Genomic DNA, 24,676 nt, shown 5'->3' with positions numbered 1-24,676 from the left:
GTTATTTGCACGGTCATAAAAGAAAGCGGTACAATAGAAGATGATGATAAGGTATCGGTGTCATATCCGAACCTTTTGAACAATTACCTACTCTGTAAGAAGAAGTATAAGAAGAAGCATGCTCATTCTAAAGGTTGCGTTCTAACAGTGAGTTGCTTATGATAAAGTGAAACTTTAATCAGTGGGGGGATGTTTATCCCCCGCTGATTATTAGTTGAACCAATCGGGCTTTTACGGGCAGTTGATCCCCAAACTAACTTCTTTGCCTTAGCTGAATTTTGAGGTGGGGGTCTTACTGCCCGTTAATAGCGGGGTAAATGAACAGAAGAGAATATTTTTTAGAATTAAAGGAGACGTTTATGCAAAAGTTTGAACAAGTTGTTTCATATATTGAAAATGGTGAAGCGGAAAAAGGATTACAATTATTAAAAGAACAATTAAAAATTGCAAATGATGAAGAGAAGTATGATATCGCTCGTTACTATCATACACTTGGATTTACAGATGAGGCATTAGCGATTACTGAAGACTTACGTTTACTGTATCCGGAAGAAAGTGAATTCACTGTATTTTTAGCAGAATTATATATTGATCTAGATAAAGAAGATGAAGCGATTGAAGTACTTCATGATATTCCAGAAAATGACGATTTATATGTTCAATCTTTATTACTTGTTGCAGATTTATTCCAAATGCAAGGTTTTGATGATGTAGCAGAGCAAAAACTATTAAAGGCGAAAGAAATGATGCCTGATGAACCTGTTATTACGTTTGGGTTAGCAGAATTATATAGTAGTAAAGGTGAAGAACAAAAGGCAATTACTTATTATGAATCGCTATTAGCGGAACATAAAGTAATGGGTGGTGTTGTAATCGCACTTCGTCTTGCAGAAACGTTAAGTGCGATTGGAAACTGGGAAGAGGCGATTTCTTATTATGAAGCAGGCCTAGAGGAACAAAAAGATATTCACTCATTATTTGGATATGCCTTCACATTATACCAAGGTGAAGAATATCAGAGAGCAATCGGTGCTTGGCAAGAACTAAAAGAATTAGACCCTGAGTACGCATCACTGTACATGTATTTAGCGAAAAGCTATGAAAAAGAAGGAATGCTTCAAGAAAGCTATGAAACGCTTCATGAAGGAATTAAAGTAGATGAGCTTTCAGTTCCGTTTTATGTAGAGTTAGCGAACATTGCGGCGAAATTAGGAAAAATAGTAGAAGCAGAGGAAGTTCTTCAAAAAGCACTTGAGTTAGATCCAGGGCATTTAGGCGCAACATTAAAATATGCGTATATCTTAAAAGAACAAGAAAAGTACGAAGATTTAATTGCAATTGTAGAGCGTGCTATTGATAGTGGAGAACCAGATACACAACTACTTTGGGACCTTGCGTATGCAAAAAAACAATTAGAAATGTATTCGGATGCATTAAAACACTATGAAAGTGCATATACTTCTTTTAAGAATCATCCAGACTTCTTAGAAGAATACGGTTATTTCTTATTGGAAGAAGGAAAGCGAAAAGAGGCGAAAGAAGTATTTACCCAGTTATTACAACTAGACCCGACACAAATTCATATTGAAGAGTTGTTATATAATTTAGAGGATTTTTCATAAGTTGGAAGGAAACTGAATGCCGCTTCTTGAATCTAAAAAGAAAAGAGAAAGACAGAGGAGGGACTTAATTGCTATGAATACCCCTGTTTCTGTAAACGAGAAGAAGGATTTTGTAAAATGGTTTTTGAATAATTACCAACTGAAACAGCGTGAATGTGTATGGATTCTGAATTATTTAATGAGTCACGACCAATTGATGCATAAAGTCCACTTCGTAGAGCATGCAAAATATTGTCCGCGTGGCTTAGTGATGTCAGCGAATTGTGTGAAAGACACACCGTTTCACTTTTTTAAACAAAATGTTATGACAACAGATGCTGAAAAATCGTTTCATGATATTCGTTTAAATCGAGATGAGGATATTTATATTCAACTCAACTTTAAATCATCGTTTCAAAATGCGAATTATGTAGCTGTATTAGAAGAAAACCCATATCTACCAAAGCATATTGAAGTAAATGAAAAAGATCGTTTACTTGCAGAAAGGTTTTTGGAAGAAAGTGTATTTTCGTTTAGAAGAGAACGCCTTTTGAAACAAATTGATGAAGCGTTAGATAAGCAAGATAAGGAAGCGTTTCATAGATTAACGGCAGAGTTAAAAACTTTATAGAATGTATTTGGATTAATATTTTTACAAATTTCAGACTTTTATCAAGAAAAACTACCTATATTGGGTAGTTTTTCTTTTTTTACCTCTTTTAGTATGGTTTAATATATATAAAGTGAAAGTTCTGTCATTTGTAAATGAAGGGGGGAAGAAATTTGAAATGGATTGTAAAAGATGTGGAACAGTTTGAGCAAGCAAGAGAGTATGTTGATACAGGAGTAATACCGCTTTTATCAATTTCGGCAGCGAAAGAAATAAAAATGGTTGTAGAACAAGGTGAATTTATCGAATTGTTGAGTATGGAATTGGAAAGAGAGTATAAAGGAAGAGTGCTTTTACTGCCTGCTTTTACGTATTTAGTAGAAAGTCAAAAGAATGAAAAAGGTCGTTTGCAAGAATGGACAAATCATTTACGAAGAGAAGGTTTTAAGCATATTGCTTATGTTACAAGTGATTTTTCATGGAAAGAGGATATACAAGAGTTACAGGGAGATTTATTTTGGTTTCCTTCATTAGCATTAGAACAATTTAGTGATCAAGCAAAGAGAGAAGTTATTCATGCACATATAAAAAATATAATGGTGATGTTGGAAGAGAAGTGGGGAAACTCGCAATAAACAGAAAGTTCTTATTATTATGAGTAGTATGATATTGACCTGTGCATGAGCGTATTATATCATGATAGTGTCCTAGTTTTTATTTTTTATATAATTTATCACGAGGGGACAATTTCTGATAGAGGGGGGAAATTTTCGTGAGCGAGAAAGAACATCGCGTGTCAAGAAGACAATTTTTAAATTACACACTCACAGGGGTAGGAGGCTTTATGGCTGCCGGTATTTTAATGCCGATGACGCGATTTGCGCTTGATCCGGTGTTAAGAAAAGAAGCCGGAACAGATATGGTTGCTGTTGCGCAAGTAAAGGATATTACAACAGAGCCGAAGCGTTTCGATTTTAAAGTGAAGCAGGTTGATGGTTGGTACAAGTCTGAAGAACCAAAATCGGCTTGGGTTCATAAAGATGAAAGCGGAGACATTGTTGCGTTCTCTCCAGTATGTAAACATTTAGGATGTACAGTTAACTGGAATTCGGACAAAGCACATCCGAATCAATTCTTTTGCCCATGTCACGGGGGGCGTTATACAAAAGATGGGATGAACATTAAGGGTACGCCACCCCTTGCTCCGCTTGATGTGTACGAGTCTAAAGTGAAAGATGGAACGCTGTATCTAGGAAAAGCAAAGCCAAGAGGGGGTGCAAAGTAGATGTTAAATAAAATTTATGATTGGGTAGATGAAAGATTAGATATTACACCAATATGGCGTGATATCGCTGATCATGAAGTACCTGAACATGTAAACCCGGCACATCACTTTTCTGCATTCGTCTATTGCTTTGGAGGACTTACCTTTTTCGTTACTGTAATTCAAATTTTATCTGGAATGTTTTTGACGATGTATTATGTGCCTGATATTAAAAATGCTTGGGAATCCGTTTACTATTTACAAAATGAAGTTGCTTATGGGCAAATTGTTCGTGGTATGCACCACTGGGGTGCTAGTCTCGTAATTGTAATGATGTTTTTACATACACTCAGAGTTTTCTTCCAAGGTGCGTATAAAAAGCCCCGTGAGTTAAATTGGATTGTTGGTGTTCTTATTTTCTTTGTTATGTTAGGTCTTGGTTTTACCGGATATTTATTACCGTGGGATATGAAAGCTTTATTTGCTACAAAAGTAGGGATTCAAATTGCAGAGCAAACACCGCTCATTGGTCCTTATATTAAAACATTACTCGCTGGTCATTCCGAAATTGTTGGCGCTCAAACATTAACTCGCTTCTTTGCTATTCACGTCTTCTTCTTACCAGCAGCACTTCTAGGTTTAATGGCCTTCCACTTCATCATGATTCGCAAACAAGGTATTTCCGGTCCACTATAAGAGATTGCTAAATTAAAGGGGAAAGAACTAAAGGAGGGAGATTATGCATCGCGGCAAAGGGATGAAGTTTGTAGGAGATTCTCGGGTACCAGTAGCTCGGAAACCAAATATTCCAAAAGACTATTCTGAATACCCAGGGAAAACAGAAGCATTTTGGCCGAACTTCTTGTTAAAAGAATGGATGGTTGGTGCAGTTTTTTTAATCGGTTATTTATGTTTAACAGTGGCGCATCCGTCGCCACTTGAGAGAATGGCGGATCCAACAGATGCTGGATATATACCACTTCCAGATTGGTATTTCTTATTCTTGTATCAGTTATTAAAGTATTCTTATGCTTCCGGTTCATTTACTGTAATTGGAGCGTTTATTATGCCAGGGATTGCGTTTGGTGCATTACTGTTAGCTCCATTTCTTGATCGAGGTCCAGAAAGACGTCCATTGAAGCGTCCTGTAGCAACTGGATTTATGCTTTTAGCAATTGCATCGATTATCTTTTTAACTTGGGAATCTGTAGCACACCACGACTGGGAAGCTGCAAAGAAACAAGGAGCAATTGTAAAAACAGCGCCAGTTGATAAAAATGATGATGGCTATAAATTAATGCAAAAAAATACTTGTTTAACATGTCATGGTGACAACTTACAGGGCGGGGCGGCAGCACCAGCACTGCAAAACTTAACTTTAAAGCCAGAAGAAATTGCTAAAATTGCGAAAGATGGAAAAGGTTCCATGCCTAAAGGTGTATTTAAAGGTACAGATGAGGAACTGAAGAAGCTTTCGGAATTCGTTGCAAAGTATAATAAAAAATAATAAAAAGCTGACTACAAAATTTGTAGTCAGCTTTTATATTTAGTTGGATGAAGTTTGTTATAATAGAGTAGGATTTAGTGAATGAATTACTTTGCTTGAAAGGTGTTGGACATACAGATTGGTGTACTTGTATGCAATGTTAAGACAACGCTCGGTATTATTATTTTTATTGGTTGTTAACATATTAGGTACAATTTACGGGTTTATATGGTACGGAAATCAATTGAAAGAAACGTCACCTATATTTTGGCCGTTTGTACCAGATAGTCCTATGGCGAGTCTCTTTTTTTTCTTTGTTTTAATTGCTTTTTTGACAAAGAGAAACTGGGGATTAATAGAAGCACTAGCGATTGTTACTTTAATAAAATATGGTATTTGGGCTGTTGTTGTAAATGCGATTATGATTTACGTAAAAGGTTCTATTGGCCTTATGGGCTACATGTTAATGCTTTCGCACTTTGCGATGGCGGTGCAAGGTGTTTTATATGCTCCATTTTACCGTATAAAAAAATGGCATTTTATAGTAGCGGGTGTGTGGACGTTGCATAACGATGCAATTGATTATTTATTTTGGCAAATGCCGCGATATGGAATTATGCATTTGTTTGTAGAGGAAATTGGTTATTTTACGTTTTGGTTAAGCGTTGCTGTACTATGTATTACATATTATTGTTGCTTACGTGAGCACAGGAAACAATTTTCTTTATGATGGTTAGAACATTTAGGGGGAGAACATGGAGAAAAATAAGAGTGGTACAAAAATATTGGATCGATTGATTACTTTAATTGTTTCATATAGCATAGCATTTTCTATTTTTGCACTTGCAACAACGGCAGTTGTGTATGGAAAATGGCTGTATTATTTTGAAATTGATTTTTTAAATATTCCTGATTTAGCGGATATGACGAAGGATGAAATTAAAAGAAATTACGATGTGCTTATTACATATTTATCCCCGTTTTATGACGGAGCATTACATTTGCCAACATTAGATATGTCTACAAATGGCCGTATTCATTTTGTAGATGTTAAAAATATTTTAGTAAAGATTCAATATGTGATGTATGCGACAATTATGATTGCAGTGATAGGCGGAATTTATTTATTAAAAAAGAAAAATGAAAAGTTTTTACTGCACGGATCGATTTTAACAATCATTTTTCCGATAGCGCTTATGTTACCAATCGCTATTAATTTTGAAAAGAGCTTTGTATTATTCCATAAGCTTTTATTCAGTAATGATTATTGGATGTTTGATATTGAAACGGATCCAGTTATATTAATGCTACCAGAGGAGTTCTTTATGCATGCTGCGTGTGCTATTTTATTATTCATTTTAGGTGGTAGTATACTTTGTTATAGTTTATATAGATATTTCGTAAAAAAGAAAAGGATGTCAAAGAAAAAATTCTCTGCTTAAAGAGAATTTTTTCTTTGTAAAACGATAATATATTTTTCGGTTCAGTTCTGTTCTATTCTTGTCCCAATTAACATATTTTGTACTAGTAGTTATAGGGGGGACCGGGATGAAGAGAACATTAATTGGATTGATAGCATTTCTAATTATAATGTTTCCATTACGTATATATGCTGAAGAGTGGAATGAGCTAACAGGGTTGTTAGATGACTCGTTACAGTTAGTGAAGCGTAATGAAGATGAAAAAGCAGTACAAGTATTACAACTTTTCTCAGAGCAATTTTTAATCAAGGGGAATGAAAAGAAGCAGGAAGTAACACCAGATCAAGTTAGAGTTATTTCTTTAGCTTACGACAAGGCGCAACAATCGCTCTTTGAAGAAGGTTTAGGTAAGCAAGCTAAAATGGATAATGTGCTGGCATTACAACTTGCTGTTGATGCGCAAGTATCGAAATATCAACCGCTTTGGATGGAAAGAGAAAGAAAAGTAATGGATGCCTTTTCTCAAATGGAAAAAGCGATGGAAAAAGAAGATGTTGGGCAGTTTCAACAAACGTTAAATACATTTTTAAATGAATTCAATATTATTTATCCAAGCTTAATGATTGCTTTGCCAGAAAACGAGGTACAGCGTGTAAATGCTCATTTATCTTATTTGGATGAATTTCGTAACGTTATGTTAAAAACGAAAGGCGGCCAAATGCAATTAGGGATTATTAAAGGGGATTTGCAAAAGATATTTCACACAGTAAAAAAGGATGAAATTGCACCCTCTCTCATTTGGTTTATGACAATTACTGGGGGACTTATTTTATTCACATTAACTTATGTTGGATGGAGAAAGTATAAAGGAGAGAGAGAGAAAAGAAAAAGTAATGTACATTCTAAAAATAGATAATGTAATAAGTAAAGATATGGATTGTAAGGTTTATTTATTGACAATAGTGGCAGAAGAAAATAGAATGAGAAGTACTATAATTAAAACTTCAATGGAGGTTCATGATGTTTTATTTAATTTACTTCGCGATCATAATGATCATACCGTTGTATGCACAGTCAAGAGTACGTAGTGCCTATAGCAAGTATTCACAAGTTTATTCAACATCAGGTATGACAGGAGCGGAAGTGGCTCGAAAAATTTTAGATGAAAATGGATTATACAACGTAGCTGTAGAAGAAACACCAGGTCATTTATCAGATCATTATGATCCAACCGCTAAGACGGTTCGATTATCAACAGATAACTATTATGGACATTCAGTTGCTGGTACGGCAGTTGCAGCACATGAAGTAGGACACGCAATTCAAGATGCAAAAGATTACAAATTTATGCGCGTTCGTCATTCGTTAGTGCCAGTTGCAAACTTTGGTTCGAATATGTCTTGGGTTTTCGTCCTAATCGGTATATTTGCACAAATGTCTGGTTTGTTGTTATTAGGTATCATTCTAATGGCAGCAGGTGTTGTGTTCCAGCTCGTTACATTACCAGTTGAGTTTGATGCGTCAAAGCGTGCGATGCAACAAATTGAAGCGTTAGGTATTGTATCAACAGATGAATATGGCCAAGCTCGTAAAGTATTAAATGCGGCAGCATTAACATATGTAGCAGCTGCAGCTGTAGCGGTATTTGAATTATTACGTCTCGTATTAATGTATACTGGTATGCAGCGTAGCGACGACTAAAGACTATCAATTTTGATAGTCTTTTTTTGTTGTGTGGCTTGAATTATATAATGTATTGCAAATAGAAATAATAGAAGTAATGCGGAAAGGCGGTGGGGGGAAATGAAATATCCAGACCATTTAGTAAAACAAGTGAAAGAGCGTAGTGCTCCTTATCAACTAGAAGGTTTTTTAAGTGGACAAGGCCCTGAAAATCCCAAATTTATGTTGTTAGGAGAAGCGCCTGGTGAAACAGAAATTCATAATGGGATTCCGTTTAGCGGGAGGGCGGGAAAACAATTAATGGGTTTTTTAGAGCGTATTCACGTTACAAGGGAAGAAGTATATATTACGAGCGCTGTTCGGAGTAGACCTTATAAATGGCGAGAGAAAAAAGAACGAAATGGTGAAATCATACAAAAAAAGTATAATAGAACGCCAAATCAAGGAGAAATAGTTGCCCATGCGCCTTTATTAGATTATGAATTAGAGAAAATAAATCCGAAGCTTATCGTCACGCTTGGAAATATCGGTCTTCAACGTTTAACAGGAAAAAATAAAAAAATCACAGATGTACATGGGCAATTATTAAAACAGCCCATTCAAAAATTAAAGGATATGCAAAGTGCAGAGTTTATATGGTCAGAGAATGAATATCATGTTTTTCCAACTTTTCATCCAGCTTCTATTTTTTATAATCGGAGTTTATTGGAGCTTATTTATGAGGATTTGGAGAAGCTTAAAAGACTTGTAATAAAAAACTAGAAAAGCTAAGGTGCTTTTCTAGTTACATTTAATTATGTAAAGGGTTTTTATTTTCATCTAACGTAAATCCTTCACCAACTACATCATGTACATCACTTACAGCGACAAAAGCATGAGGATCTACAGACGTAATAATATTTTTTAATTTCACGATTTCATTTTTAGCAACAACGCAATACAATACGTTACGTTCCACTTTTGTATACGATCCAACGGCTTTTAAAAAGGTTGCTCCGCGCTCCATTTCAGATAAAATTTTGGCAGCAATTTCATCGTTTTTCTCTGAGATAATAGTCGCTCCTTTTGCAGCATAAGCCCCTTCTTGCATAAAATCAATGACTTTAGCACCGATAAAAACAGCAACTAGCGTATACATGCCCTCGCGGTATGATAAATAGGTAAGAATAGAGACTACGATAACGACAGCATCAAACATAAACATTGTTTTTCCCATACTCCAGCCAACATATTTGTGAGCTAGTCGTGCGATAATATCTACACCGCCAGTAGTCCCGCCATATTTAAATATTATTCCAAGGCCGATACCTATAAATGCCCCAGCGAATAAAGCTGCGAGTGTCATATCATTTTGCAAGTTTAAATGTAAGTTTAGCACTTCGTAACGCTGGAAAATCCATAGAAATAAAGATACGCTAAAGGTGCCGATTAATGTATATAAAAATGTCGTTCTGCCAAGTAACCTCCAACCAATAAAAAATATAGGGATATTTAAAATTAAGTTTGAGTAGGAAGGATCAAACTTAAATAAAAAATACAATAATAGTGTAATACCAGTAAACCCACCCTCTGCAAGGTGGTTTTCAATATTGATATTGACAATACCGAAAGAAAATATAGCGGAACCGATTAAAATAAAAATAATATTTCGCATCTTCAATTTTGATGTCATATAGAAATCCCCCTAATTATGTAATGATTGCATTGCTCCGCTGAAACAGTAAAACATAATAATAAGTAATTTCTAGTTGCAACCCGATTGGTGTGCGCTGATTTTTTGCGAAAAGCACATAAAAGAAGTTTCACTTTACCCCGTACCAACGGCTTGTAGGAGATAAAGTTCTGAAGAAAGGCGAACCAGCCGTAGGAACCCGATTAGTTCGGGCTGATCTTTTGCAAAAATCGCAAAAGAAGTTTCACTTTATTATAGTCTATCCAAAAAAGGGTCGCAAATAGGTGTTTGGCGGGGAATAATATTTGTCAAATCGCGATGAATTGGCTAACATGAAAGAGGAAGGATTAGAGGTGAATAGTATGGAAGCAAAAACGATGAAAGATATGCAGAAAGAAGTAGATGCATATATTGGTCAGTTTAAAGAAGGTTATTTCAGTCCGCTTGCAATGATGGCTCGTTTAACGGAAGAAATGGGAGAGCTTGCAAGAGAGGTAAATCATTATTATGGTGAGAAACCGAAGAAAACAACTGAAAAAGAAAATAGTATTGAAGAAGAGCTTGGAGATGTATTATTTGTTATGATTTGTATGGCAAATAGTTTAAATATTGATTTAGAGACAGCACATAACATTGTAATGAACAAATTTAATACACGTGATAAAGATCGCTGGACACGTATTGATGAGGGAGAGAAAGAATAATGAAAGAAATTAAAGTAATTATCGCCGGACCAAGAGGACGTATGGGACATGAAGCAGTCCTTCTTATGGAAAGAACGGAACATTTAAATTTAGTAGCAGCAGTGGATTATAAGCATGGTGGTGAGAAGATTTCTGATTTACCTGGCATGCCAGCATTACATGCACCGATTTACGCTGATTTACATACTTGTTTAGATGAAGTAGAAGCAGACGTGTTGTTAGATTTAACAACACCAGAAGTTGGGAAACAACACGTTACACTTGCAGTTGAGCGTGGACTTCGTTCTGTTATTGGTACAACTGGATTTACAGAAGAAGAATTGGCACGTTTAACAGAGAATGCAAAAGAAAAAGCAGTAGGAACAATTATTGCTCCAAACTTTGCAATTGGTGCAGTTCTTATGATGAAATTCTCACAAATGGCAGCGAAATATTTCCAAGATGTTGAGGTAATTGAATTACATCATGATCAAAAATTAGACGCACCATCTGGTACAGCTGTAAAAACGGTAGAATTAATTCGTCAAAATCGTGAATCAAAGCAGCAAGGTCATCCAAATGAAGTAGAGCAACTAGCAGGTGCACGTGGTGCAAATGTAGACGGTATTCACATTCATAGTGTACGTTTGCCAGGGCTTATTGCACACCAAGAAGTAATGTTCGGTGGAGATGGACAAATGTTAACAGTTCGTCATGATTCATTCAATCGTGCATCATTTATGTCAGGTGTAAAACTATCAATTGAGACAGTAATGAACCTGGATCATCTTGTGTACGGTTTAGAAAATATTATCGACTAAAGGGGAGACAACGGATGAAAATTGCCTTAATCGCACATGACAAAAAGAAAAATGATATGGTTTCGTTTGCATACGCATATAAACCAATTTTTGAACAACATGAATTATTTGCAACAGGAACGACAGGGCTTCGCATTATGGAAGCGACTGGATTAGTTGTAACAAGATATCAATCTGGCCCTCTTGGTGGAGATCAAGAAATTGGTGCAATGATTGCAAAAAATGATTTAGATATGGTGATTTTCTTCCGCGATCCATTAACAGCACAGCCGCATGAACCGGATGTGAATGCATTGCTTCGTTTATGTGATGTATATGCGATTCCACTTGCAACGAATATGGCAAGTGCTGAAATGTTAATGCACGCATTAGAGCGAGGAGATTTAGATTATCGTAAGTTAAGAAAATGAGGGGAACAATTATGAGTGGATTACATATATTAGCGTTTGGTGCTCATGCCGATGATGTTGAAATCGGCATGGCTGGTACCATCGCTAAATATACAAAGCAAGGGTATGAAGTAGGTATTTGTGATTTAACAGAAGCTGATCTTTCTTCAAATGGAACGATAGAGTTGAGAAAAGAAGAAGCAAAGGTTGCAGCTCGTATAATGGGAGTAAAAACGAGACTGAATTTAGCGATGCCAGACCGTGGTTTGTATATGAAAGAAGAGTATATACGTGAAATTGTCAAGGTGATCCGTACATATAAACCAAAACTAGTTTTTGCGCCGTACTATGAAGATCGCCATCCAGATCATGCAAATTGTGCAAAGCTTGTGGAAGAGGCTATTTTTTCAGCAGGAATCCGTAAATATATGCCGGAACTTGCACCACATCGTGTGGAGTCTTTTTATAATTATATGATTAATGGTTTTCATAAACCGAATTTTTGTATAGATATAAGTGAGCACCTCTCTATAAAGGTGGAAGCATTAGAATCGTATGAAAGTCAGTTTTCAACAGGGAGTGATGGGGTTAAGACACCGTTAACAGAAGGATACGTTGAAACGGTGATTGCTCGTGAGAAGATGTTTGGAAAAGAAGTTGGAGTCTTGTATGCCGAGGGATTTATGAGTAAGAAACCGGTTTTATTACATGCTGATTTATTAGGGGGATGTAAATGAAATTAAAAATAGGTATTACATGTTATCCTTCTGTAGGTGGTTCTGGAGTTGTTGGAACAGAATTAGGAAAGCAATTGGCGGAACGCGGGCATGAAATTCACTTTATTACATCGGGTTTACCATTCCGGTTAAATAAAGTATATCCAAACATTTATTTTCATGAAGTGACGGTAAACCAATACTCTGTATTTCAATATCCACCATACGATTTAGCGTTAGCAAGTAAAATGGCAGAGGTTGCACAAAGAGAAAATCTAGACATTTTACATGTGCATTACGCAATACCACATGCGATTTGTGCATATTTAGCAAAACAAATGATCGGAGAGCGTATTAAAATTGTTACAACCTTGCATGGAACAGATATTACTGTGTTAGGTTCCGACCCTTCGTTAAATAATTTAATTCGTTTTGGTATTGAGCAATCGGATGTTGTAACTGCTGTCTCGCATTCATTAATTAACGAAACGCATGAGCTTGTAAAACCAAGTAAAGAAATTCAAACGGTATATAACTTTATAGACGAACGTGTATATTTCAAGCGTAATATGTCTCAATTAAAGAAAGAATACGGTATAAGTGAGAGCGAAAAAGTACTTATTCATATTTCGAATTTCCGTAAAGTGAAACGTGTGCAGGATGTTGTTCAGGCATTTGCTAAAATTGTTAAAGAAGTAGATGCGAAGTTGCTTCTTGTTGGAGACGGACCAGAATTCTGTACGATTTTACAGATAGTGAAGAATTTACATATTGAAGATCGCGTTTTATTCCTAGGCAAGCAAGATAATGTTGCAGAACTACTTGCGATGAGTGATTTAATGTTGCTTCTATCAGAGAAGGAAAGTTTTGGTCTTGTTTTATTAGAAGCAATGGCGTGTGGTGTACCTTGTATCGGAACACGGGTCGGAGGTATTCCAGAGGTTATTCAACACGGGGGAACAGGATATTTATGTGAAGTTGGCGATACAACAGGAGTGGCAAATCAAGCTACTCAGCTATTAAAGGACGAGGAACTTCATCGTAATATGGGAGAACGAGCAAGAGAAAGTGTTTATGAGCAATTTCGCTCAGAAAAAATTGTTTCACAATATGAAACGATTTACTATGACGTACTAAGGGATGACAAAAATGGAAAGATTTAAAAAAGCTAGTTCTATTATTGAGACATTAAAGCAACAAGGACATGAGGCTTACTTTGTTGGTGGGAGCGTACGAGATCTTATTATCGATAGGCCGATTGGAGATATTGATATTGCGACATCTGCTTTACCAGAAGAAGTGATGGCTATATTTCCAAGAAATGTTCCTGTTGGTCTTGAGCATGGAACTGTAATTGTTTTAGAAAATGGTGAGCCTTATGAGGTAACTACTTTTCGAACAGAAAGCGAATATGAAGATTTTCGAAGACCTAGTAGTGTTCAATTTGTTCGTTCATTAGAAGAGGATTTAAAACGTCGTGATTTCACTATGAATGCAATTGCTATGACAGAAGAAGGCGAAATGGTTGATTTATTCGCTGGACAGGAAGCCATTCAACAGAGAGAAATCGTGACAGTTGGAAATGCTGCGGATCGTTTTCAAGAAGATGCCCTGCGAATGATACGTGGTATTCGGTTTGTAAGCACGTTAGGTTTTTCAATAGAAACGAAAACGAAGCAAGCGATTGAAACGTATGGGCATTTGCTAGAACATATAGCAATTGAGCGCATTACAGTAGAGTTTGAGAAACTGTTAACTGGTACATATTGTGTGAAAGGTCTCAAAGAATTAGTAGAGACGAAGCTATTTTCTCATTTGCCATATTTACAAATGTCAGAAGAAAGACTCTTAACAGCTACGCGGTATAAATGGGATTCTTTCGAAACGGATATTGAGGCGTGGGCATTTTTCTTATATTGTATCGGAGAAGAACATCCATCTGTCTTTTTACGTCAATGGAAGTTTTCGAATAAAAAAATAAAAGATATTGTTGCAGTTTTATTGGCAATCCGTACTAGAAAGGAGAGGGGTTGGGATACAGTCCTTCTTTATAAAACGGGAATTCATATCGCTGAAATGGCAGAGAGAGTATATGAAGCGATGATTGAAAGCTATGACCCTACATCTGTTAAACGAGTACAATCAATGTTTCATGTATTGCCAATCCAGGAGCGTCAAGAAATGAATGTGACTGGTAATGATTTATTAAACTGGGCAAACAAAAAGCCTGGTCCGTGGGTTGCTGAAATGCTTCAGAAAATCGAGGAAGCAATCGTACAAGGGAACATAGTTAATGAGAAAGAGCGTATAAGGGAGTGGCTGCAAGGATGCAATCTACTATAAGAAAGCAGTTATTACAAGTTTTTTCTGAAGCGGATGGCGAGTTTGTATCCGGCCAAACGATTAGTGATAAACTTGGTTGTTCAAGAACTGCTGTATGGAAACATATGGAAGATCTCCGGAGTGAGGGATATGAACTTGAAGCTGTGCGTCGATTAGGTTACCGAATTGCAAGTAAGCCAGACAAAGTGACTGCTAATGAAATTCAGTTAGGGCTACAAACGAAGCGAATTGGTAGAACAGTGTATTTTGAAGAAACTGTTGAATCAACGCAGCACATTGCAGCAAAACTGGCTTATGAAGGTGCAGAAGAAGGAACTATCGTTGTAGCAGAAGAACAAACAGCGGGAAGAGGTCGTTTAAGCAGAAAATGGCATTCACCAAAAGGAACAGGAATTTGGATGAGTATTATTTTACGCCCATCGATTCCAGTTCATCATGCACCGCAACTTACTTTGTTAGCGGCTGTTAGTGTTGCACAGGCAATTGAAAAATGTACAGGTGTAGGCGTGGGAATAAAATGGCCAAATGATATTTTAATTCAAGGTAAAAAGGCTGTAGGTATATTAACAGAAATGCAAGCGGATCCTGATAAAATTAATGCTGTCATTATGGGCATCGGTATTAATGCGAATCAAAAGCAAGAACATTTTGATGAAGAAATTCAGCACATTGCTACTTCATTAGCGATTGAATCAGGTAAGCCGATTGTTCGTGCAGAACTTATGCAACAAATCTATTTACAACTAGAAAAATTATATGAAGAGTATTTACAAAATGGTTTCTCTGTCATTAAAATTCTTTGGGAAAGTTACGCTGTGAGCATCGGGAAAGAAATTACTGCTCGAACGATGAGAGAGACGATTACGGGGTTAGCGAAAGGAATCACAGAGGATGGTGTATTACTTCTGGAGGATCATGAGGGGAAAGTACATCATATTCATTCTGCAGATATCGAAATTAAGTAAAAGAAGTTCCTCTTTTGGAACTTCTTTTTATTTCAATATTTTTGAGTTGAATTTGTAACATGATAATAAATTCTTTTCATATTTAAAGTTCACTTCAAAATATCTTCCGTCTAGTTGGCCTGGCATGTTATTTGACGATTACTTTGCCTTCCATTCCTTTAAGAAGATGGTATCGACATATTAATTCATATGTACCAGTATTTTTAGGTTTCACGGTAATATTCTTTTCTTTTCCTGACTCGACTACGACGTCAATGCCGAGTTTTTTCACTGTAAAGGTGTGCTCGTTTTTACCTTTATTTTTCAATAGTAATGTTGTAGATCCTTCAAGCGGAATCGTGATGACATTTGGATTAAAGTAATCATCATTTAGTTCAACCTCAATCACGTTCGTTAAATCGGTGGGTTGTGTTACGACATTAACTGAGGCAAATACATGAAAGGATCCTAAAGACATCCACCATACAATCATTACAAGCAAACTGCTGAATCGAAATAACCACCTGTTCATAGACATCTGCAATTCTCCTTTGTTAAGTACTTTTCCTCAATTAACCTGCATCATTAGTTTAAGAGTTATACTATACAGTTCAATTGATTATAGAAGAAATTAACTTAGATTTTTTTAACATGCGTTGAAAAAACATGTATCTTTTCAAGATTGAATTATCTATAAAAACTTTATCCCGCTATTTGTCGGGCTGATTAAATTTTCACTTTATAGCATATATACTCTCTTGTTAAATTTCATATACCGTAATAAGAATAAAAAATTATTTTTTCAAAAAAATGTAGTAATTCCTTTTTGTAGTTTGCTATAATTAGTTCGAATGTGGGCAGTATCAGAGTGAACTGCACCATGATTCGAAGTAATATGAAAAATAATAACTTGGATTCTGCCTTGATCCAATAACGGACTGGGACAGAGGGATGAATAATGCCGACTAACACACAACCCTTCTGCCCTTTTATGGCCAGAGGGGTTTTTTATATGATTTCGGCCATCTCCTCTCTCCTGCATAAAGGAGGAGTAGTTTTTGAAAACAAAAACAGATTTTTTGAAGATGAAAGAGCAAGGTGAGCCGATTACAATGCTAACGGCGTATGATTATCCATCTGCTAAATTAGCAGAAGAAGCTGAAGTTGATATGATTTTAGTTGGAGATTCTCTTGGAATGGTTGTACTCGGATACGATTCAACAGTACCTGTAACAGTAGAGGATATGATTCATCATACGAAAGCTGTACGCCGCGGAGCGAAAGAGACGTTTATTGTAACTGATATGCCATTTATGTCGTATCACGTATCATTACAAGAAACGATGATGAATGCACGCCGCATCGTTCAAGAGAGCGGGGCGCACGCATTGAAGGTAGAAGGTGCTGGAGAAGTTATATCAACGATTCAATATTTGACGAACGCAGGAATTCCTGTTGTAGCGCATTTAGGTTTAACACCTCAATCTGTAGGAGTGTTGGGTGGATATAAAGTGCAAGGAAAAGATGCGGAGAGTGCAAAAAAATTAATAGAAGATGCAAAGAAATGTGAAGAAGCTGGTGCAATAGCGCTTGTGTTAGAATGTGTACCAATGCAGTTAGCAGAACTTATTTCAGAACAACTAACAATACCAACAATCGGGATTGGTGCAGGACAAAAAGTAGATGGGCAAGTGCTTGTTTATCATGATCTTATCTCATATGGCGTAAATCGTGTTCCAAAATTTGTGAAGCAATATACTTCTGTTCAAGAGGAGATTGTGCGCGGGATTTCACAATACGTTACTGAAGTAAAGACAAGGCAATTTCCTGAAGAAAAACATTCGTTCACAATGAAAGAAGAAGACCGCTTAGCGTTATACGGGGGAAAACAATAATGAAAATCGTAACTACAGTGCAAGAGATGCAGCAAATTACAAACGAACTGCATGCAAGTGGAAAAAGTATTGGTTTTGTTCCAACGATGGGTTATTTACATGAAGGGCATGCTACCTTATTACGTAAGGCAAGAGAAGAAAATGAAATTGTAGTTTTAAGTGTATTTGTAAACCCGCTGCAATTTGGCCCAAATGAAGATTTAGATCGATATCCTCGTGATATTGATAGAGATGAAAATGTAGCAAAAGAAAACGGTGTAGATTATTTATTTTATCCGAGTGTAGAAGAAATGTATCCATCAGAACAAACAACAACAGTAGAAGTTGTGAAACGCACGGACGTATTATGCGGTAAACAAAGACCTGGTCATTTTGCTGGTGTTGCAACTGTACTAATGAAACTATTTAATATTACGCTGCCAACGCGTGCTTATTTCGGTATGAAAGATGCTCAACAAGTTGCAGTAATTGAAGGATTTGTAACTGATTTCAATATTCCAGTTACAATCGTACCAGTTGATATTGTAAGGGAAGAAGATGGATTAGCGAAAAGTTCTCGTAACGTGTACCTATCACAAGATGAACGTGAAGAGGCTCTTCATTTATACCGCAGTCTATGTATAGCGAAAGAAAGAATTGAGGCAGGTGAACGTAATCCAGAAATCATTACAAATCTTGTGAAAGAGTATATTGAGACGCATACGAAAGGCACTGTAGATTATGCGGATTTATATGCATATCCGTCATTAACAATGGTAGAGAAAGTCGAAGGACGAATCATTTTAGCTATTGCAGTTAAATTTGAAAATGTAAGATTAATTGACAATATAACATTAACGGTTAAATAAGGGGGAGCATCTATGTTTCGCACAATGATGAGAGCAAAGTTACATCGTGCAACTGTAACGGAGGCAAATTTAAATTATGTAGGTAGTATTACAATTGATGAAGATTTAATGGATGCAGTAAATATTGTAGAAAATGAAAAAGTCCAAATTGTAAATAATAATAATGGTGCTCGCTTAGAGACATACGTTATTAAAGGGGAACGCGGTAGTGGTGTTGTTTGTTTAAACGGTGCTGCGGCAAGGCTTGTACAACCAGGGGACAAAGTAATTATTATTTGTTATGGGCTAGTTACGGAAGAAGAGGTTCATAAACAAGAACCAAAAATTGCAGTACTAGACGACAATAATCAAATTATTGAAATGTTAGGTGCTGAAAAAGCGGGTACGATATTATAAGTAGAAAAGCTATCTCCATTGCGGAGATAGCTTTTTTGTGCATCTTTTCATTAAGATGAGATAAAACGTGGTATAGTAACATTATATAAATTATTGTTGTTTGAACGGTAAGAAATTGAGGTGTTACATATATGAGTAAGCGTTATGTCGTTGTTGATTTAGAGACGACAGGGAACTCCTGGAAAGATGGGAAGGATAAAATTACCCAAATTGCAGCTGTTGTAGTAGAAGATGGAGAGATATTGGAGATTTTTTCGTCTTTTGTTAACCCAAAGAGAGAGATCCCACCATTTATTACAGAATTAACAGGGATTGATGAAAGTCTTGTAAAACAAGCCCCGTTATTTCAAGATGTAGCCCCGATGATTGTTGAGCTATTACAAGGTGCGGCTTTCGTTGCGCATAATGTTCACTTTGATTGGAATTTTTTAAATGAAGAATTAAGGCAGGCTGGATATACAGAAATACATTGTCCTAAAATCGACACGGTTGAATTGGCTCAAATTCTTTTACCGACAGCTGATAGTTATAAATTACGTGATTTAGCTAAGAAGCACGAACTAGAACATGATCAACCACATCGTGCGGATAGTGATGCTCTTGCAACAGCGGAATTATTTTTACAATTTTTAAATGAAATTGAAAAGTTACCACTTGTCACGTTGCAATCGCTTTATGAATTAAGCGACGTGTTTCAAAGTGATATAGCTGATGTGCTTTCTGAAAATATTTTAAAGAAAGTAATGCATGGTAAAGAAGATATAGCGGAGTATGAAATACATCGAAATATTGCGCTGAAAAAGCGGAACTATTCCTTAAACCTTGGAGAAACGTGTTCATCAAAGTTTGATGCTTTCTTGAATAAAACGATGGATAAATTGGAATCACATATGCCAAAGTTTGAAAGAAGAGAAAGTCAACAACTGATGATGAAAGAGATATATACGGCGTTAAGAGATTCTCGTTTTTCACTAATTGAAGCCGGTACAGGAACAGGAAAGACTCTTGCGTATTTGCTTCCTAGTCTTTATTTTGCAAAGAGAAAAGAAGAACCTGTCATTATAAGTACACAAACGGTACAACTCCAACAACAAATATTAGAAAAAGAAATTCCGTTATTACAAAAAATAATGCCATTTTCATTTGATGCAGCTCTTCTAAAAGGAAGAAAGCATTATCTTTGCTTACACAAATTTGAGTATGCTTTACAAGAGGAAGAAAAAAATTATGATATGGCACTTACGAAAGCGAAGATTTTAGTTTGGCTATTGCAAACTGAAACGGGTGATCGAGACGAATTAAATATTCCTGAGGGCGGAAAGTTACTTTGGAATCGTATTTGTAGTGATGCGTATAGTCCAGGCGGTATGCAAAGTAATTGGTTTAGTCGTTGTTTTTACCAGCGAGCGAAGAATAAAGCTTTATTTGCAGATATCGTTATTACAAATCATGCGTTATTATTTCAAGATTTTTCAAGTGAAGAACCGCTGTTTGCTTCATGCGAACATATTATTTTTGATGAAGCTCACCATATTGAAGAAGCTGCGAGTAGAACATTGGGTGAACAGTTCTCTTGTATGTATTTTCAATTGGTTATATCTCGTCTTGGGACGCTAGAAACAGAAGATGTACTCTCCAAAGTATATAAAATGATGAAAAAATCAGAGCAAGCATCTCGTTCAACTTTCCGTATGATAAGTTATAGTTTGAAGGAACTTAAGTTTGATGCGGATGAACTCTTCCAAATGTTACGTACTTTTATATTTAAACAAACAAAGCAAGAACAAGGAACAAATAATATGCCGCTCATCTATAGGTATAACGCAGAACTAGAAAAAGGTAAGTTGTGGGATAGTATCGTCGAATTAACAAATCGTTTTATATATGAATTAAGAAGGGTAGTAACTGCTCTTGAGAAGCAAGTGGATATATTGCAAAGTAAGTTAGAATGGGAGATGCATGTTGTAACAGGTGAATTTATGCATTTAATTGAGTTGCTGAGAAAGATGGCAGAATCATTACAGTTACTCGTATTAGAAAAGAATTCGTATGTAACTTGGATGGAGACTGAAACGAAAGGGACGATTCATTCAACAGTTCTATATGCACAGCCTGTTCATATTGGTGAAAGATTTGCTGATAAATTTTTAACAGAAAAAAAGAGTGTTATTTTTACATCCGCAACACTAACAGTTAACGATACGTTTGATTATATAAAAGAGGAACTTGGTTTACATGATTTCGCTCCAAATACTTTAAAGGTTCCGTCGCCATTTCGTTATGATGAACAAATGAAATTAATGGTTTCAACGGATGTACCTTTTATTAAGCAAGTAAGTAATGAGCGATATATTGAATCTGTATCGGAACATATTGCAAAGATAGCGAAAGCCACAAAAGGCAGAATGCTTGTTTTATTCACTTCGTATGAAATGTTAAAAGAAGCGTATGCGAATTTAAAAAATAATGATGAATTAGAGGGTTATTTATTACTCACACAAAGTGTGAATAATAGAAGTCGAAGCCGCTTAATTCGAAAGTTTCAAGAGTTCGACAAATCAATTTTATTAGGGACGAGTAGTTTCTGGGAAGGGATAGATATTCCAGGAGATGCCTTAAGTTGTCTTGTTATTGTCCGTCTACCATTTACGCCTCCTCATCAACCTATGATGGAAGCGAAAGGTGAGTGGCTAAAAAATCAAGGTGAGGATGTATTCGCTAAATTAGCGTTGCCACAAGCAATATTACGTTTCAAACAAGGATTCGGCCGCTTAATTCGAACGAATACAGATACAGGAACGGTAGTAGTGTTAGATCGTCGTTTGACGAGTTCTTCCTATGGAAAACGATTTCTACAATCGATCCCTAACGTACCTCTTTATGAAGGGCCATTAGAAGAATTATTAGTACAATTAGAAGAACCATTAAATGAATAAAAATGGAAGAAAAATACGCCTGAAGTACTTATAAACTTCAGGCGTAAAAAATGTGGGTAGGAGGAATTTTATTTTTCTTACTTCTTGTATACAAAATGTGTTGGTTTTCGACTTGAAACCTTTTTTTGCTGTACATGTCCTGCTATAATAGATGGGTGATGAAGCAGGGGTTGTAAAGAATGTACTCTTATTGTAACCGCATTGCGTTCTTCTATAATTAGAAATTTTTGTGTAACGGAGGAGTTTTTTCATGGAGAAGAAAATCGAAGTACTATCAACGACGCGTATTAAATATTCGTCTGATTTGTATAAAATTGTTGATAGTTTGAATCGTACGTTAAAAGAGCAGGACCTCATGTTCGGACTAGCATTAGACGAAAAAGATAAAGAAACAGCTGTATTTACGATTTACAGAACGTAGCGATACAATGAAAAAGTGGATTTTTGCAATCATTATTGTTATCGTTGCTAGCGGAATATATGGGGCGTATGTTTATAATAAAGCGATGGGAAAGAAAATTCCAAAAGAGTCGAAATTTGTAGAAATTGCTAAAGAAAAAGCAAAGCTTACAAAGGTGAAATCTGTTGATTATTACAACGGAAAATCTGCATATATAGTCGTGCAAGGTACAGATGAAAAGGGAGAACAACTTATCGTTTGGGTGCCTGAGAAAAAAGGGGATACTGTAGTAAGGAAAAAGAGCGAAGGTATTTCTGAAAAAGAGGCTATACAAAGAACAATAGAGCAAGTCGGCAATGAAAGTAAGGAATCAAAAAGTAAGCCGAAAGAGATTATGAAAGTGAAATTAGGCTTTGAAAATGATGTACCACTATGGGAAGTTACATATATTGATGATGACAATCGTTATAGTTATTACTATCTTGAATTTAAAGATGGAAAATTTTTAAGACGATATAGCATTGAAAAATAGATGTAGGGGGAACTACAAATGAAATTAGCAAAGCGAGTAGCTGCTTTAACACCGTCTTCAACTTTAGAAATTACAGCAAAGGCACAAGCATTAAAAGCAGAGGGTCATGATGTAATTGCATTAGGGGCAGGGGAACCTGACTTTAATACACCAGAGCATATTATGGATGCTGCACATAAAGCGATGTTAGAAGGGCATACGAAGTATACACCAACAGGTGGATTACAATCGTTAAAACAAGAAATTGTGAAGAAATTTACTCGCGATCAAGGTATTGCGTATGATCCATCTGAAATTATTGTATGTAATGGCGCAAAGCATGCATTATATACATTATTCCAAGTATTACTTGATGAGGGAGATGAAGTTATCATCCCAACTCCTTACTGGGTAAGCTATCCAGAGCAAGTAAAGCTTGCTGGCGGTAAGCCGGTTTATGTAGAAGGTTTAGAAGACAATGAGTACAAAATTACAGCAAAGCAGCTGCGTGAGGCAATTACAGAGAAAACGAAAGCAGTTATTATTAATTCACCGAGCAATCCAACAGGAATGATTTATAGCAAAGAAGAATTACAACAGCTTGGAGAAGTATGTTTAGAACATGATATTTTAATCGTTTCTGATGAAATTTATGAAAAATTAATTTATGGTGGCGTAGAATATATTTCAATTGCCCAGCTTTCTAATGAATTAAAAGAACAAACACTTATTATTAATGGTGTATCTAAATCTCATTCTATGACAGGATGGCGTATTGGATATGCTGCAGGAAATAAGCAGCTTATTAAAGCGATGACGAACTTAGCGAGTCATAGTACGTCAAACCCTACTTCAATCGCTCAATACGGCGCAATTGCGGCATATGCAGGCTCACAAGAACCTGTGGAAACAATGCGTCAAGCCTTTGAAGAGAGATTAAACATCATTTATGATAAATTAATTCAAATCCCTGGCTTTACTTGTATTAAACCGCAAGGTGCATTTTACTTATTCCCTAACGTAAAAGAAGCTGTAGCTTTATCAGGATATGCAACAGTTGATGATTGGGCAAAAGCTCTATTAGAAGAGGAAAAAGTGGCTCTTGTACCAGGTACAGGATTTGGTGCTCCAAATAATGTTCGTTTATCATATGCGACATCTCTTGAACAAGTAGAGAAAGCATTGGAACGCATCCATACATTTATGAAAAGTAAAGTGCAAGCTTAATTGTATATTTCATTTATGTAATATACAAAACCTCCCTATTAATGGGGAGGTTTTTTTGACGAATTGTGGCAAAAAGAAATAGCTAAAGGTGTGTTATACTAGAGAGCGAGGTGTTTGGTGATGAAAAAGAAAATGATGTTACAGTGGTTTGAGCAGGGAAGCATTGCAATTCCAAAATTGCTTATGATGCATTATAAAAAATTAGGTTTAAATGAGACGGAATTTATGGTTGTACTTCATATACATACATTTTTAGAATCAGGTAATTCGTTTCCGACTCCTTCAGAGATTTCTGAACGGATGACGATAACAGAAATGAAATGTATGGAAATAATTCAAGCGTTGATTCAAAAAGGTTTTTTATCACTAGAAGGTGGACAAAGATCAGAAGCGATGATGTGCGAAAGTTATTCTTTACAACCGTTATGGGAAAAAATATTACATTTCTTAATGGATGAATCAATAGAGGAAGAGCAAAAAGAAAAAAAACAGCTGCAAGTAAATTTATATACAGTATTCGAAAAAGAATTTGGAAGACCACTTTCGCCGTTCGAATGTGAAACGTTAGGAATGTGGGAGGACCAAGATCAACATCATCCAAATTTAATTCAAGCGGCTCTTAGAGAAGCTGTAATGAGTGGAAAACTAAATTTCCGATATATTGATCGTATTTTATTTGAGTGGAAAAAGAATGGAATTAAAACGGTAGATCAGGCTCAAAATCAAGGTCAAAAATTTAGAGCGAATCAACAAAGAGCACAACAAATGACAAAACAAGAGACGAAATTTACTGGAAAAGTGCCTTTTTATAATTGGTTGGAGCAGTAATA

The 24,676-nt window shown here is 36.0% G+C and carries 28 protein-coding genes; 26 read left to right on the top strand and 2 right to left on the bottom strand.

Annotated elements, in window-relative coordinates:
• The first annotated feature begins 359 nt into the window (after positions 1-359).
• The 11 genes from DN403_RS17115 (at position 360) to DN403_RS17065 (ending at position 8,827) form a co-directional block, all read left to right on the top strand.
• Positions 360-1,622 (top strand): tetratricopeptide repeat protein, encoded by a 1,263-nt coding sequence (locus tag DN403_RS17115; RefSeq protein WP_001168695.1) that lies wholly within the window; start codon positions 360-362, stop codon positions 1,620-1,622.
• Positions 1,623-1,695: 73 nt separating this feature from the next.
• On the top strand, positions 1,696-2,232 hold the full coding sequence (locus tag DN403_RS17110) for a ReoY family proteolytic degradation factor (RefSeq protein ID WP_001095925.1): 537 nt from the start codon (positions 1,696-1,698) through the stop codon (positions 2,230-2,232).
• Positions 2,233-2,366: 134 nt separating this feature from the next.
• Positions 2,367-2,846, top strand: a complete 480-nt coding sequence (locus DN403_RS17105) for a YpiF family protein (RefSeq protein WP_003258820.1) — start codon at positions 2,367-2,369, stop codon at positions 2,844-2,846.
• Between the two features lie 137 nt (positions 2,847-2,983).
• On the top strand, positions 2,984-3,496 hold the full coding sequence (gene qcrA / locus DN403_RS17100; protein WP_001290420.1) for a menaquinol-cytochrome c reductase iron-sulfur subunit: 513 nt from the start codon (positions 2,984-2,986) through the stop codon (positions 3,494-3,496).
• Complete coding sequence (gene qcrB / locus DN403_RS17095) at positions 3,497-4,171, top strand: menaquinol-cytochrome c reductase cytochrome b subunit (RefSeq protein WP_000932700.1); 675 nt, start codon at positions 3,497-3,499, stop codon at positions 4,169-4,171.
• A 43-nt stretch (positions 4,172-4,214) separates the two neighbouring features.
• A complete protein-coding gene (gene qcrC, locus DN403_RS17090; protein WP_000554601.1) occupies positions 4,215-4,982 on the top strand; it encodes a menaquinol-cytochrome c reductase cytochrome b/c subunit in 768 nt (255 codons plus the stop codon).
• 118 nt (positions 4,983-5,100) lie between these two features.
• On the top strand, positions 5,101-5,691 hold the full coding sequence (gene lhaT / locus DN403_RS17085) for a lipoprotein heptaprenylglyceryl N-acetyltransferase LhaT (protein WP_000262822.1): 591 nt from the start codon (positions 5,101-5,103) through the stop codon (positions 5,689-5,691).
• Between the two features lie 25 nt (positions 5,692-5,716).
• Positions 5,717-6,403 carry a lipoprotein intramolecular transacylase Lit gene (gene lit / locus DN403_RS17080; RefSeq protein WP_000414366.1) on the top strand — a complete coding sequence of 229 codons (687 nt, stop codon included), beginning with the start codon at positions 5,717-5,719 and terminating at the stop codon, positions 6,401-6,403.
• Positions 6,404-6,509: 106 nt separating this feature from the next.
• Positions 6,510-7,298 (top strand): sporulation protein YpjB, encoded by a 789-nt coding sequence (gene ypjB / locus DN403_RS17075; protein ID WP_000831587.1) that lies wholly within the window; start codon positions 6,510-6,512, stop codon positions 7,296-7,298.
• Between the two features lie 101 nt (positions 7,299-7,399).
• Positions 7,400-8,083 (top strand): zinc metallopeptidase, encoded by a 684-nt coding sequence (locus DN403_RS17070; RefSeq protein ID WP_003258828.1) that lies wholly within the window; start codon positions 7,400-7,402, stop codon positions 8,081-8,083.
• A gap of 102 nt (positions 8,084-8,185) precedes the next feature.
• Positions 8,186-8,827 carry a uracil-DNA glycosylase gene (locus DN403_RS17065; RefSeq protein WP_000876853.1) on the top strand — a complete coding sequence of 214 codons (642 nt, stop codon included), beginning with the start codon at positions 8,186-8,188 and terminating at the stop codon, positions 8,825-8,827.
• A 28-nt stretch (positions 8,828-8,855) separates the two neighbouring features.
• Here DN403_RS17065 and DN403_RS17060 read toward each other — a convergent pair whose 3' ends face one another.
• The gene (locus tag DN403_RS17060) at positions 8,856-9,737 is read right to left on the bottom strand and encodes a YitT family protein (protein ID WP_000202121.1); all 882 of its coding nucleotides are present in this window, start codon (positions 9,735-9,737) and stop codon (positions 8,856-8,858) included.
• Positions 9,738-10,099: 362 nt separating this feature from the next.
• On the opposite strand from DN403_RS17060, the gene DN403_RS17055 reads away from it, so the two are divergent.
• Genes DN403_RS17055 through DN403_RS17025 form a run of 7 tightly spaced genes read left to right on the top strand, consistent with a single transcriptional unit; the run spans position 10,100 to position 15,654 of the window.
• Entirely contained in the window at positions 10,100-10,441 is a 342-nt protein-coding gene (locus DN403_RS17055; protein WP_014894810.1) for a nucleotide pyrophosphohydrolase, read from the top strand.
• The gene (dapB, locus tag DN403_RS17050) at positions 10,441-11,241 is read left to right on the top strand and encodes a dihydrodipicolinate reductase (protein ID WP_000658818.1); all 801 of its coding nucleotides are present in this window, start codon (positions 10,441-10,443) and stop codon (positions 11,239-11,241) included. The genes DN403_RS17055 and dapB overlap by 1 nt, the downstream gene beginning before the upstream one ends.
• A gap of 14 nt (positions 11,242-11,255) precedes the next feature.
• Entirely contained in the window at positions 11,256-11,651 is a 396-nt protein-coding gene (gene mgsA, locus DN403_RS17045) for a methylglyoxal synthase (RefSeq protein WP_000684765.1), read from the top strand.
• Positions 11,652-11,662: 11 nt separating this feature from the next.
• Positions 11,663-12,367 (top strand): bacillithiol biosynthesis deacetylase BshB1, encoded by a 705-nt coding sequence (bshB1, locus tag DN403_RS17040; protein WP_000015671.1) that lies wholly within the window; start codon positions 11,663-11,665, stop codon positions 12,365-12,367.
• On the top strand, positions 12,364-13,509 hold the full coding sequence (gene bshA / locus DN403_RS17035; protein WP_042597476.1) for an N-acetyl-alpha-D-glucosaminyl L-malate synthase BshA: 1,146 nt from the start codon (positions 12,364-12,366) through the stop codon (positions 13,507-13,509). Before bshB1 ends, bshA begins: the two co-directional genes overlap by 4 nt.
• Positions 13,496-14,689: a CCA tRNA nucleotidyltransferase gene (locus DN403_RS17030; RefSeq protein WP_000439309.1), complete on the top strand. Its 1,194-nt coding sequence runs from the start codon at positions 13,496-13,498 to the stop codon at positions 14,687-14,689. The genes bshA and DN403_RS17030 overlap by 14 nt, the downstream gene beginning before the upstream one ends.
• On the top strand, positions 14,674-15,654 hold the full coding sequence (locus tag DN403_RS17025; RefSeq protein ID WP_001192058.1) for a biotin--[acetyl-CoA-carboxylase] ligase: 981 nt from the start codon (positions 14,674-14,676) through the stop codon (positions 15,652-15,654). Before DN403_RS17030 ends, DN403_RS17025 begins: the two co-directional genes overlap by 16 nt.
• A gap of 127 nt (positions 15,655-15,781) precedes the next feature.
• Here DN403_RS17025 and DN403_RS17020 read toward each other — a convergent pair whose 3' ends face one another.
• A complete protein-coding gene (locus DN403_RS17020) occupies positions 15,782-16,171 on the bottom strand; it encodes a cupredoxin domain-containing protein (protein WP_000062380.1) in 390 nt (129 codons plus the stop codon).
• A gap of 520 nt (positions 16,172-16,691) precedes the next feature.
• Between DN403_RS17020 and panB the strand changes: the two genes are divergently transcribed.
• The 8 genes from panB to dnaD all read left to right on the top strand — a co-directional run bounded on the left by panB (position 16,692) and on the right by dnaD (position 24,674).
• A complete protein-coding gene (panB, locus tag DN403_RS17015) occupies positions 16,692-17,528 on the top strand; it encodes a 3-methyl-2-oxobutanoate hydroxymethyltransferase (protein WP_000851105.1) in 837 nt (278 codons plus the stop codon).
• Positions 17,528-18,376, top strand: a complete 849-nt coding sequence (gene panC / locus DN403_RS17010) for a pantoate--beta-alanine ligase (protein ID WP_000707008.1) — start codon at positions 17,528-17,530, stop codon at positions 18,374-18,376. Before panB ends, panC begins: the two co-directional genes overlap by 1 nt.
• 12 nt (positions 18,377-18,388) lie before the next feature.
• Positions 18,389-18,772, top strand: coding sequence for an aspartate 1-decarboxylase (gene panD / locus DN403_RS17005; protein ID WP_000490186.1), 384 nt, complete (start codon positions 18,389-18,391; stop codon positions 18,770-18,772).
• 131 nt (positions 18,773-18,903) lie between these two features.
• Positions 18,904-21,708: an ATP-dependent DNA helicase DinG gene (dinG, locus tag DN403_RS17000; RefSeq protein ID WP_000044952.1), complete on the top strand. Its 2,805-nt coding sequence runs from the start codon at positions 18,904-18,906 to the stop codon at positions 21,706-21,708.
• Between the two features lie 250 nt (positions 21,709-21,958).
• Positions 21,959-22,129 carry a YpmA family protein gene (locus DN403_RS16995; RefSeq protein ID WP_000412179.1) on the top strand — a complete coding sequence of 57 codons (171 nt, stop codon included), beginning with the start codon at positions 21,959-21,961 and terminating at the stop codon, positions 22,127-22,129.
• A gap of 7 nt (positions 22,130-22,136) precedes the next feature.
• Complete coding sequence (locus DN403_RS16990; protein WP_000758739.1) at positions 22,137-22,640, top strand: cell wall elongation regulator TseB-like domain-containing protein; 504 nt, start codon at positions 22,137-22,139, stop codon at positions 22,638-22,640.
• A gap of 18 nt (positions 22,641-22,658) precedes the next feature.
• A complete protein-coding gene (gene aspB / locus DN403_RS16985) occupies positions 22,659-23,846 on the top strand; it encodes an aspartate transaminase AspB (RefSeq protein WP_000761559.1) in 1,188 nt (395 codons plus the stop codon).
• A 120-nt stretch (positions 23,847-23,966) separates the two neighbouring features.
• Entirely contained in the window at positions 23,967-24,674 is a 708-nt protein-coding gene (dnaD, locus tag DN403_RS16980) for a DNA replication protein DnaD (protein WP_000728537.1), read from the top strand.
• Positions 24,675-24,676: the final 2 nt, after the last annotated feature.

The sequence above is a fragment of the Bacillus sp. AY2-1 genome (assembly GCF_008368965.1).
In the GTDB taxonomy this organism is placed as follows: domain Bacteria; phylum Bacillota; class Bacilli; order Bacillales; family Bacillaceae_G; genus Bacillus_A; species Bacillus_A thuringiensis_S.
The sequence above is the reverse complement of the archived record's forward strand: the minus strand, read 5'-3'. Positions and strand labels throughout refer to the sequence as shown.

What these genes read in the sequence shown, in the direction of transcription:
- DN403_RS17115 (WP_001168695.1), top strand. Translation starts at nt 360, where the DNA reads ATGCAAAAGTTTGAACAAGTTGTTTCATATATTGAAAATGGTGAAGCG.
- DN403_RS17110 (WP_001095925.1), top strand. Translation starts at nt 1,696, where the DNA reads ATGAATACCCCTGTTTCTGTAAACGAGAAGAAGGATTTTGTAAAATGG.
- DN403_RS17105 (WP_003258820.1), top strand. Translation starts at nt 2,367, where the DNA reads ATGAAGGGGGGAAGAAATTTGAAATGGATTGTAAAAGATGTGGAACAG.
- qcrB (WP_000932700.1), top strand. Translation starts at nt 3,497, where the DNA reads ATGTTAAATAAAATTTATGATTGGGTAGATGAAAGATTAGATATTACA.
- qcrC (WP_000554601.1), top strand. Translation starts at nt 4,215, where the DNA reads ATGCATCGCGGCAAAGGGATGAAGTTTGTAGGAGATTCTCGGGTACCA.
- lit (WP_000414366.1), top strand. Translation starts at nt 5,717, where the DNA reads ATGGAGAAAAATAAGAGTGGTACAAAAATATTGGATCGATTGATTACT.
- ypjB (WP_000831587.1), top strand. Translation starts at nt 6,510, where the DNA reads ATGAAGAGAACATTAATTGGATTGATAGCATTTCTAATTATAATGTTT.
- DN403_RS17070 (WP_003258828.1), top strand. Translation starts at nt 7,400, where the DNA reads ATGATGTTTTATTTAATTTACTTCGCGATCATAATGATCATACCGTTG.
- DN403_RS17065 (WP_000876853.1), top strand. Translation starts at nt 8,186, where the DNA reads ATGAAATATCCAGACCATTTAGTAAAACAAGTGAAAGAGCGTAGTGCT.
- DN403_RS17060 (WP_000202121.1), bottom strand. Translation starts at nt 9,737, where the DNA reads ATGACATCAAAATTGAAGATGCGAAATATTATTTTTATTTTAATCGGT.
- DN403_RS17055 (WP_014894810.1), top strand. Translation starts at nt 10,100, where the DNA reads ATGGAAGCAAAAACGATGAAAGATATGCAGAAAGAAGTAGATGCATAT.
- dapB (WP_000658818.1), top strand. Translation starts at nt 10,441, where the DNA reads ATGAAAGAAATTAAAGTAATTATCGCCGGACCAAGAGGACGTATGGGA.
- mgsA (WP_000684765.1), top strand. Translation starts at nt 11,256, where the DNA reads ATGAAAATTGCCTTAATCGCACATGACAAAAAGAAAAATGATATGGTT.
- bshB1 (WP_000015671.1), top strand. Translation starts at nt 11,663, where the DNA reads ATGAGTGGATTACATATATTAGCGTTTGGTGCTCATGCCGATGATGTT.
- bshA (WP_042597476.1), top strand. Translation starts at nt 12,364, where the DNA reads ATGAAATTAAAAATAGGTATTACATGTTATCCTTCTGTAGGTGGTTCT.
- DN403_RS17030 (WP_000439309.1), top strand. Translation starts at nt 13,496, where the DNA reads ATGGAAAGATTTAAAAAAGCTAGTTCTATTATTGAGACATTAAAGCAA.
- DN403_RS17025 (WP_001192058.1), top strand. Translation starts at nt 14,674, where the DNA reads ATGCAATCTACTATAAGAAAGCAGTTATTACAAGTTTTTTCTGAAGCG.
- DN403_RS17020 (WP_000062380.1), bottom strand. Translation starts at nt 16,171, where the DNA reads ATGTCTATGAACAGGTGGTTATTTCGATTCAGCAGTTTGCTTGTAATG.
- panC (WP_000707008.1), top strand. Translation starts at nt 17,528, where the DNA reads ATGAAAATCGTAACTACAGTGCAAGAGATGCAGCAAATTACAAACGAA.
- panD (WP_000490186.1), top strand. Translation starts at nt 18,389, where the DNA reads ATGTTTCGCACAATGATGAGAGCAAAGTTACATCGTGCAACTGTAACG.
- dinG (WP_000044952.1), top strand. Translation starts at nt 18,904, where the DNA reads ATGAGTAAGCGTTATGTCGTTGTTGATTTAGAGACGACAGGGAACTCC.
- DN403_RS16995 (WP_000412179.1), top strand. Translation starts at nt 21,959, where the DNA reads ATGGAGAAGAAAATCGAAGTACTATCAACGACGCGTATTAAATATTCG.
- DN403_RS16990 (WP_000758739.1), top strand. Translation starts at nt 22,137, where the DNA reads ATGAAAAAGTGGATTTTTGCAATCATTATTGTTATCGTTGCTAGCGGA.
- aspB (WP_000761559.1), top strand. Translation starts at nt 22,659, where the DNA reads ATGAAATTAGCAAAGCGAGTAGCTGCTTTAACACCGTCTTCAACTTTA.
- dnaD (WP_000728537.1), top strand. Translation starts at nt 23,967, where the DNA reads ATGAAAAAGAAAATGATGTTACAGTGGTTTGAGCAGGGAAGCATTGCA.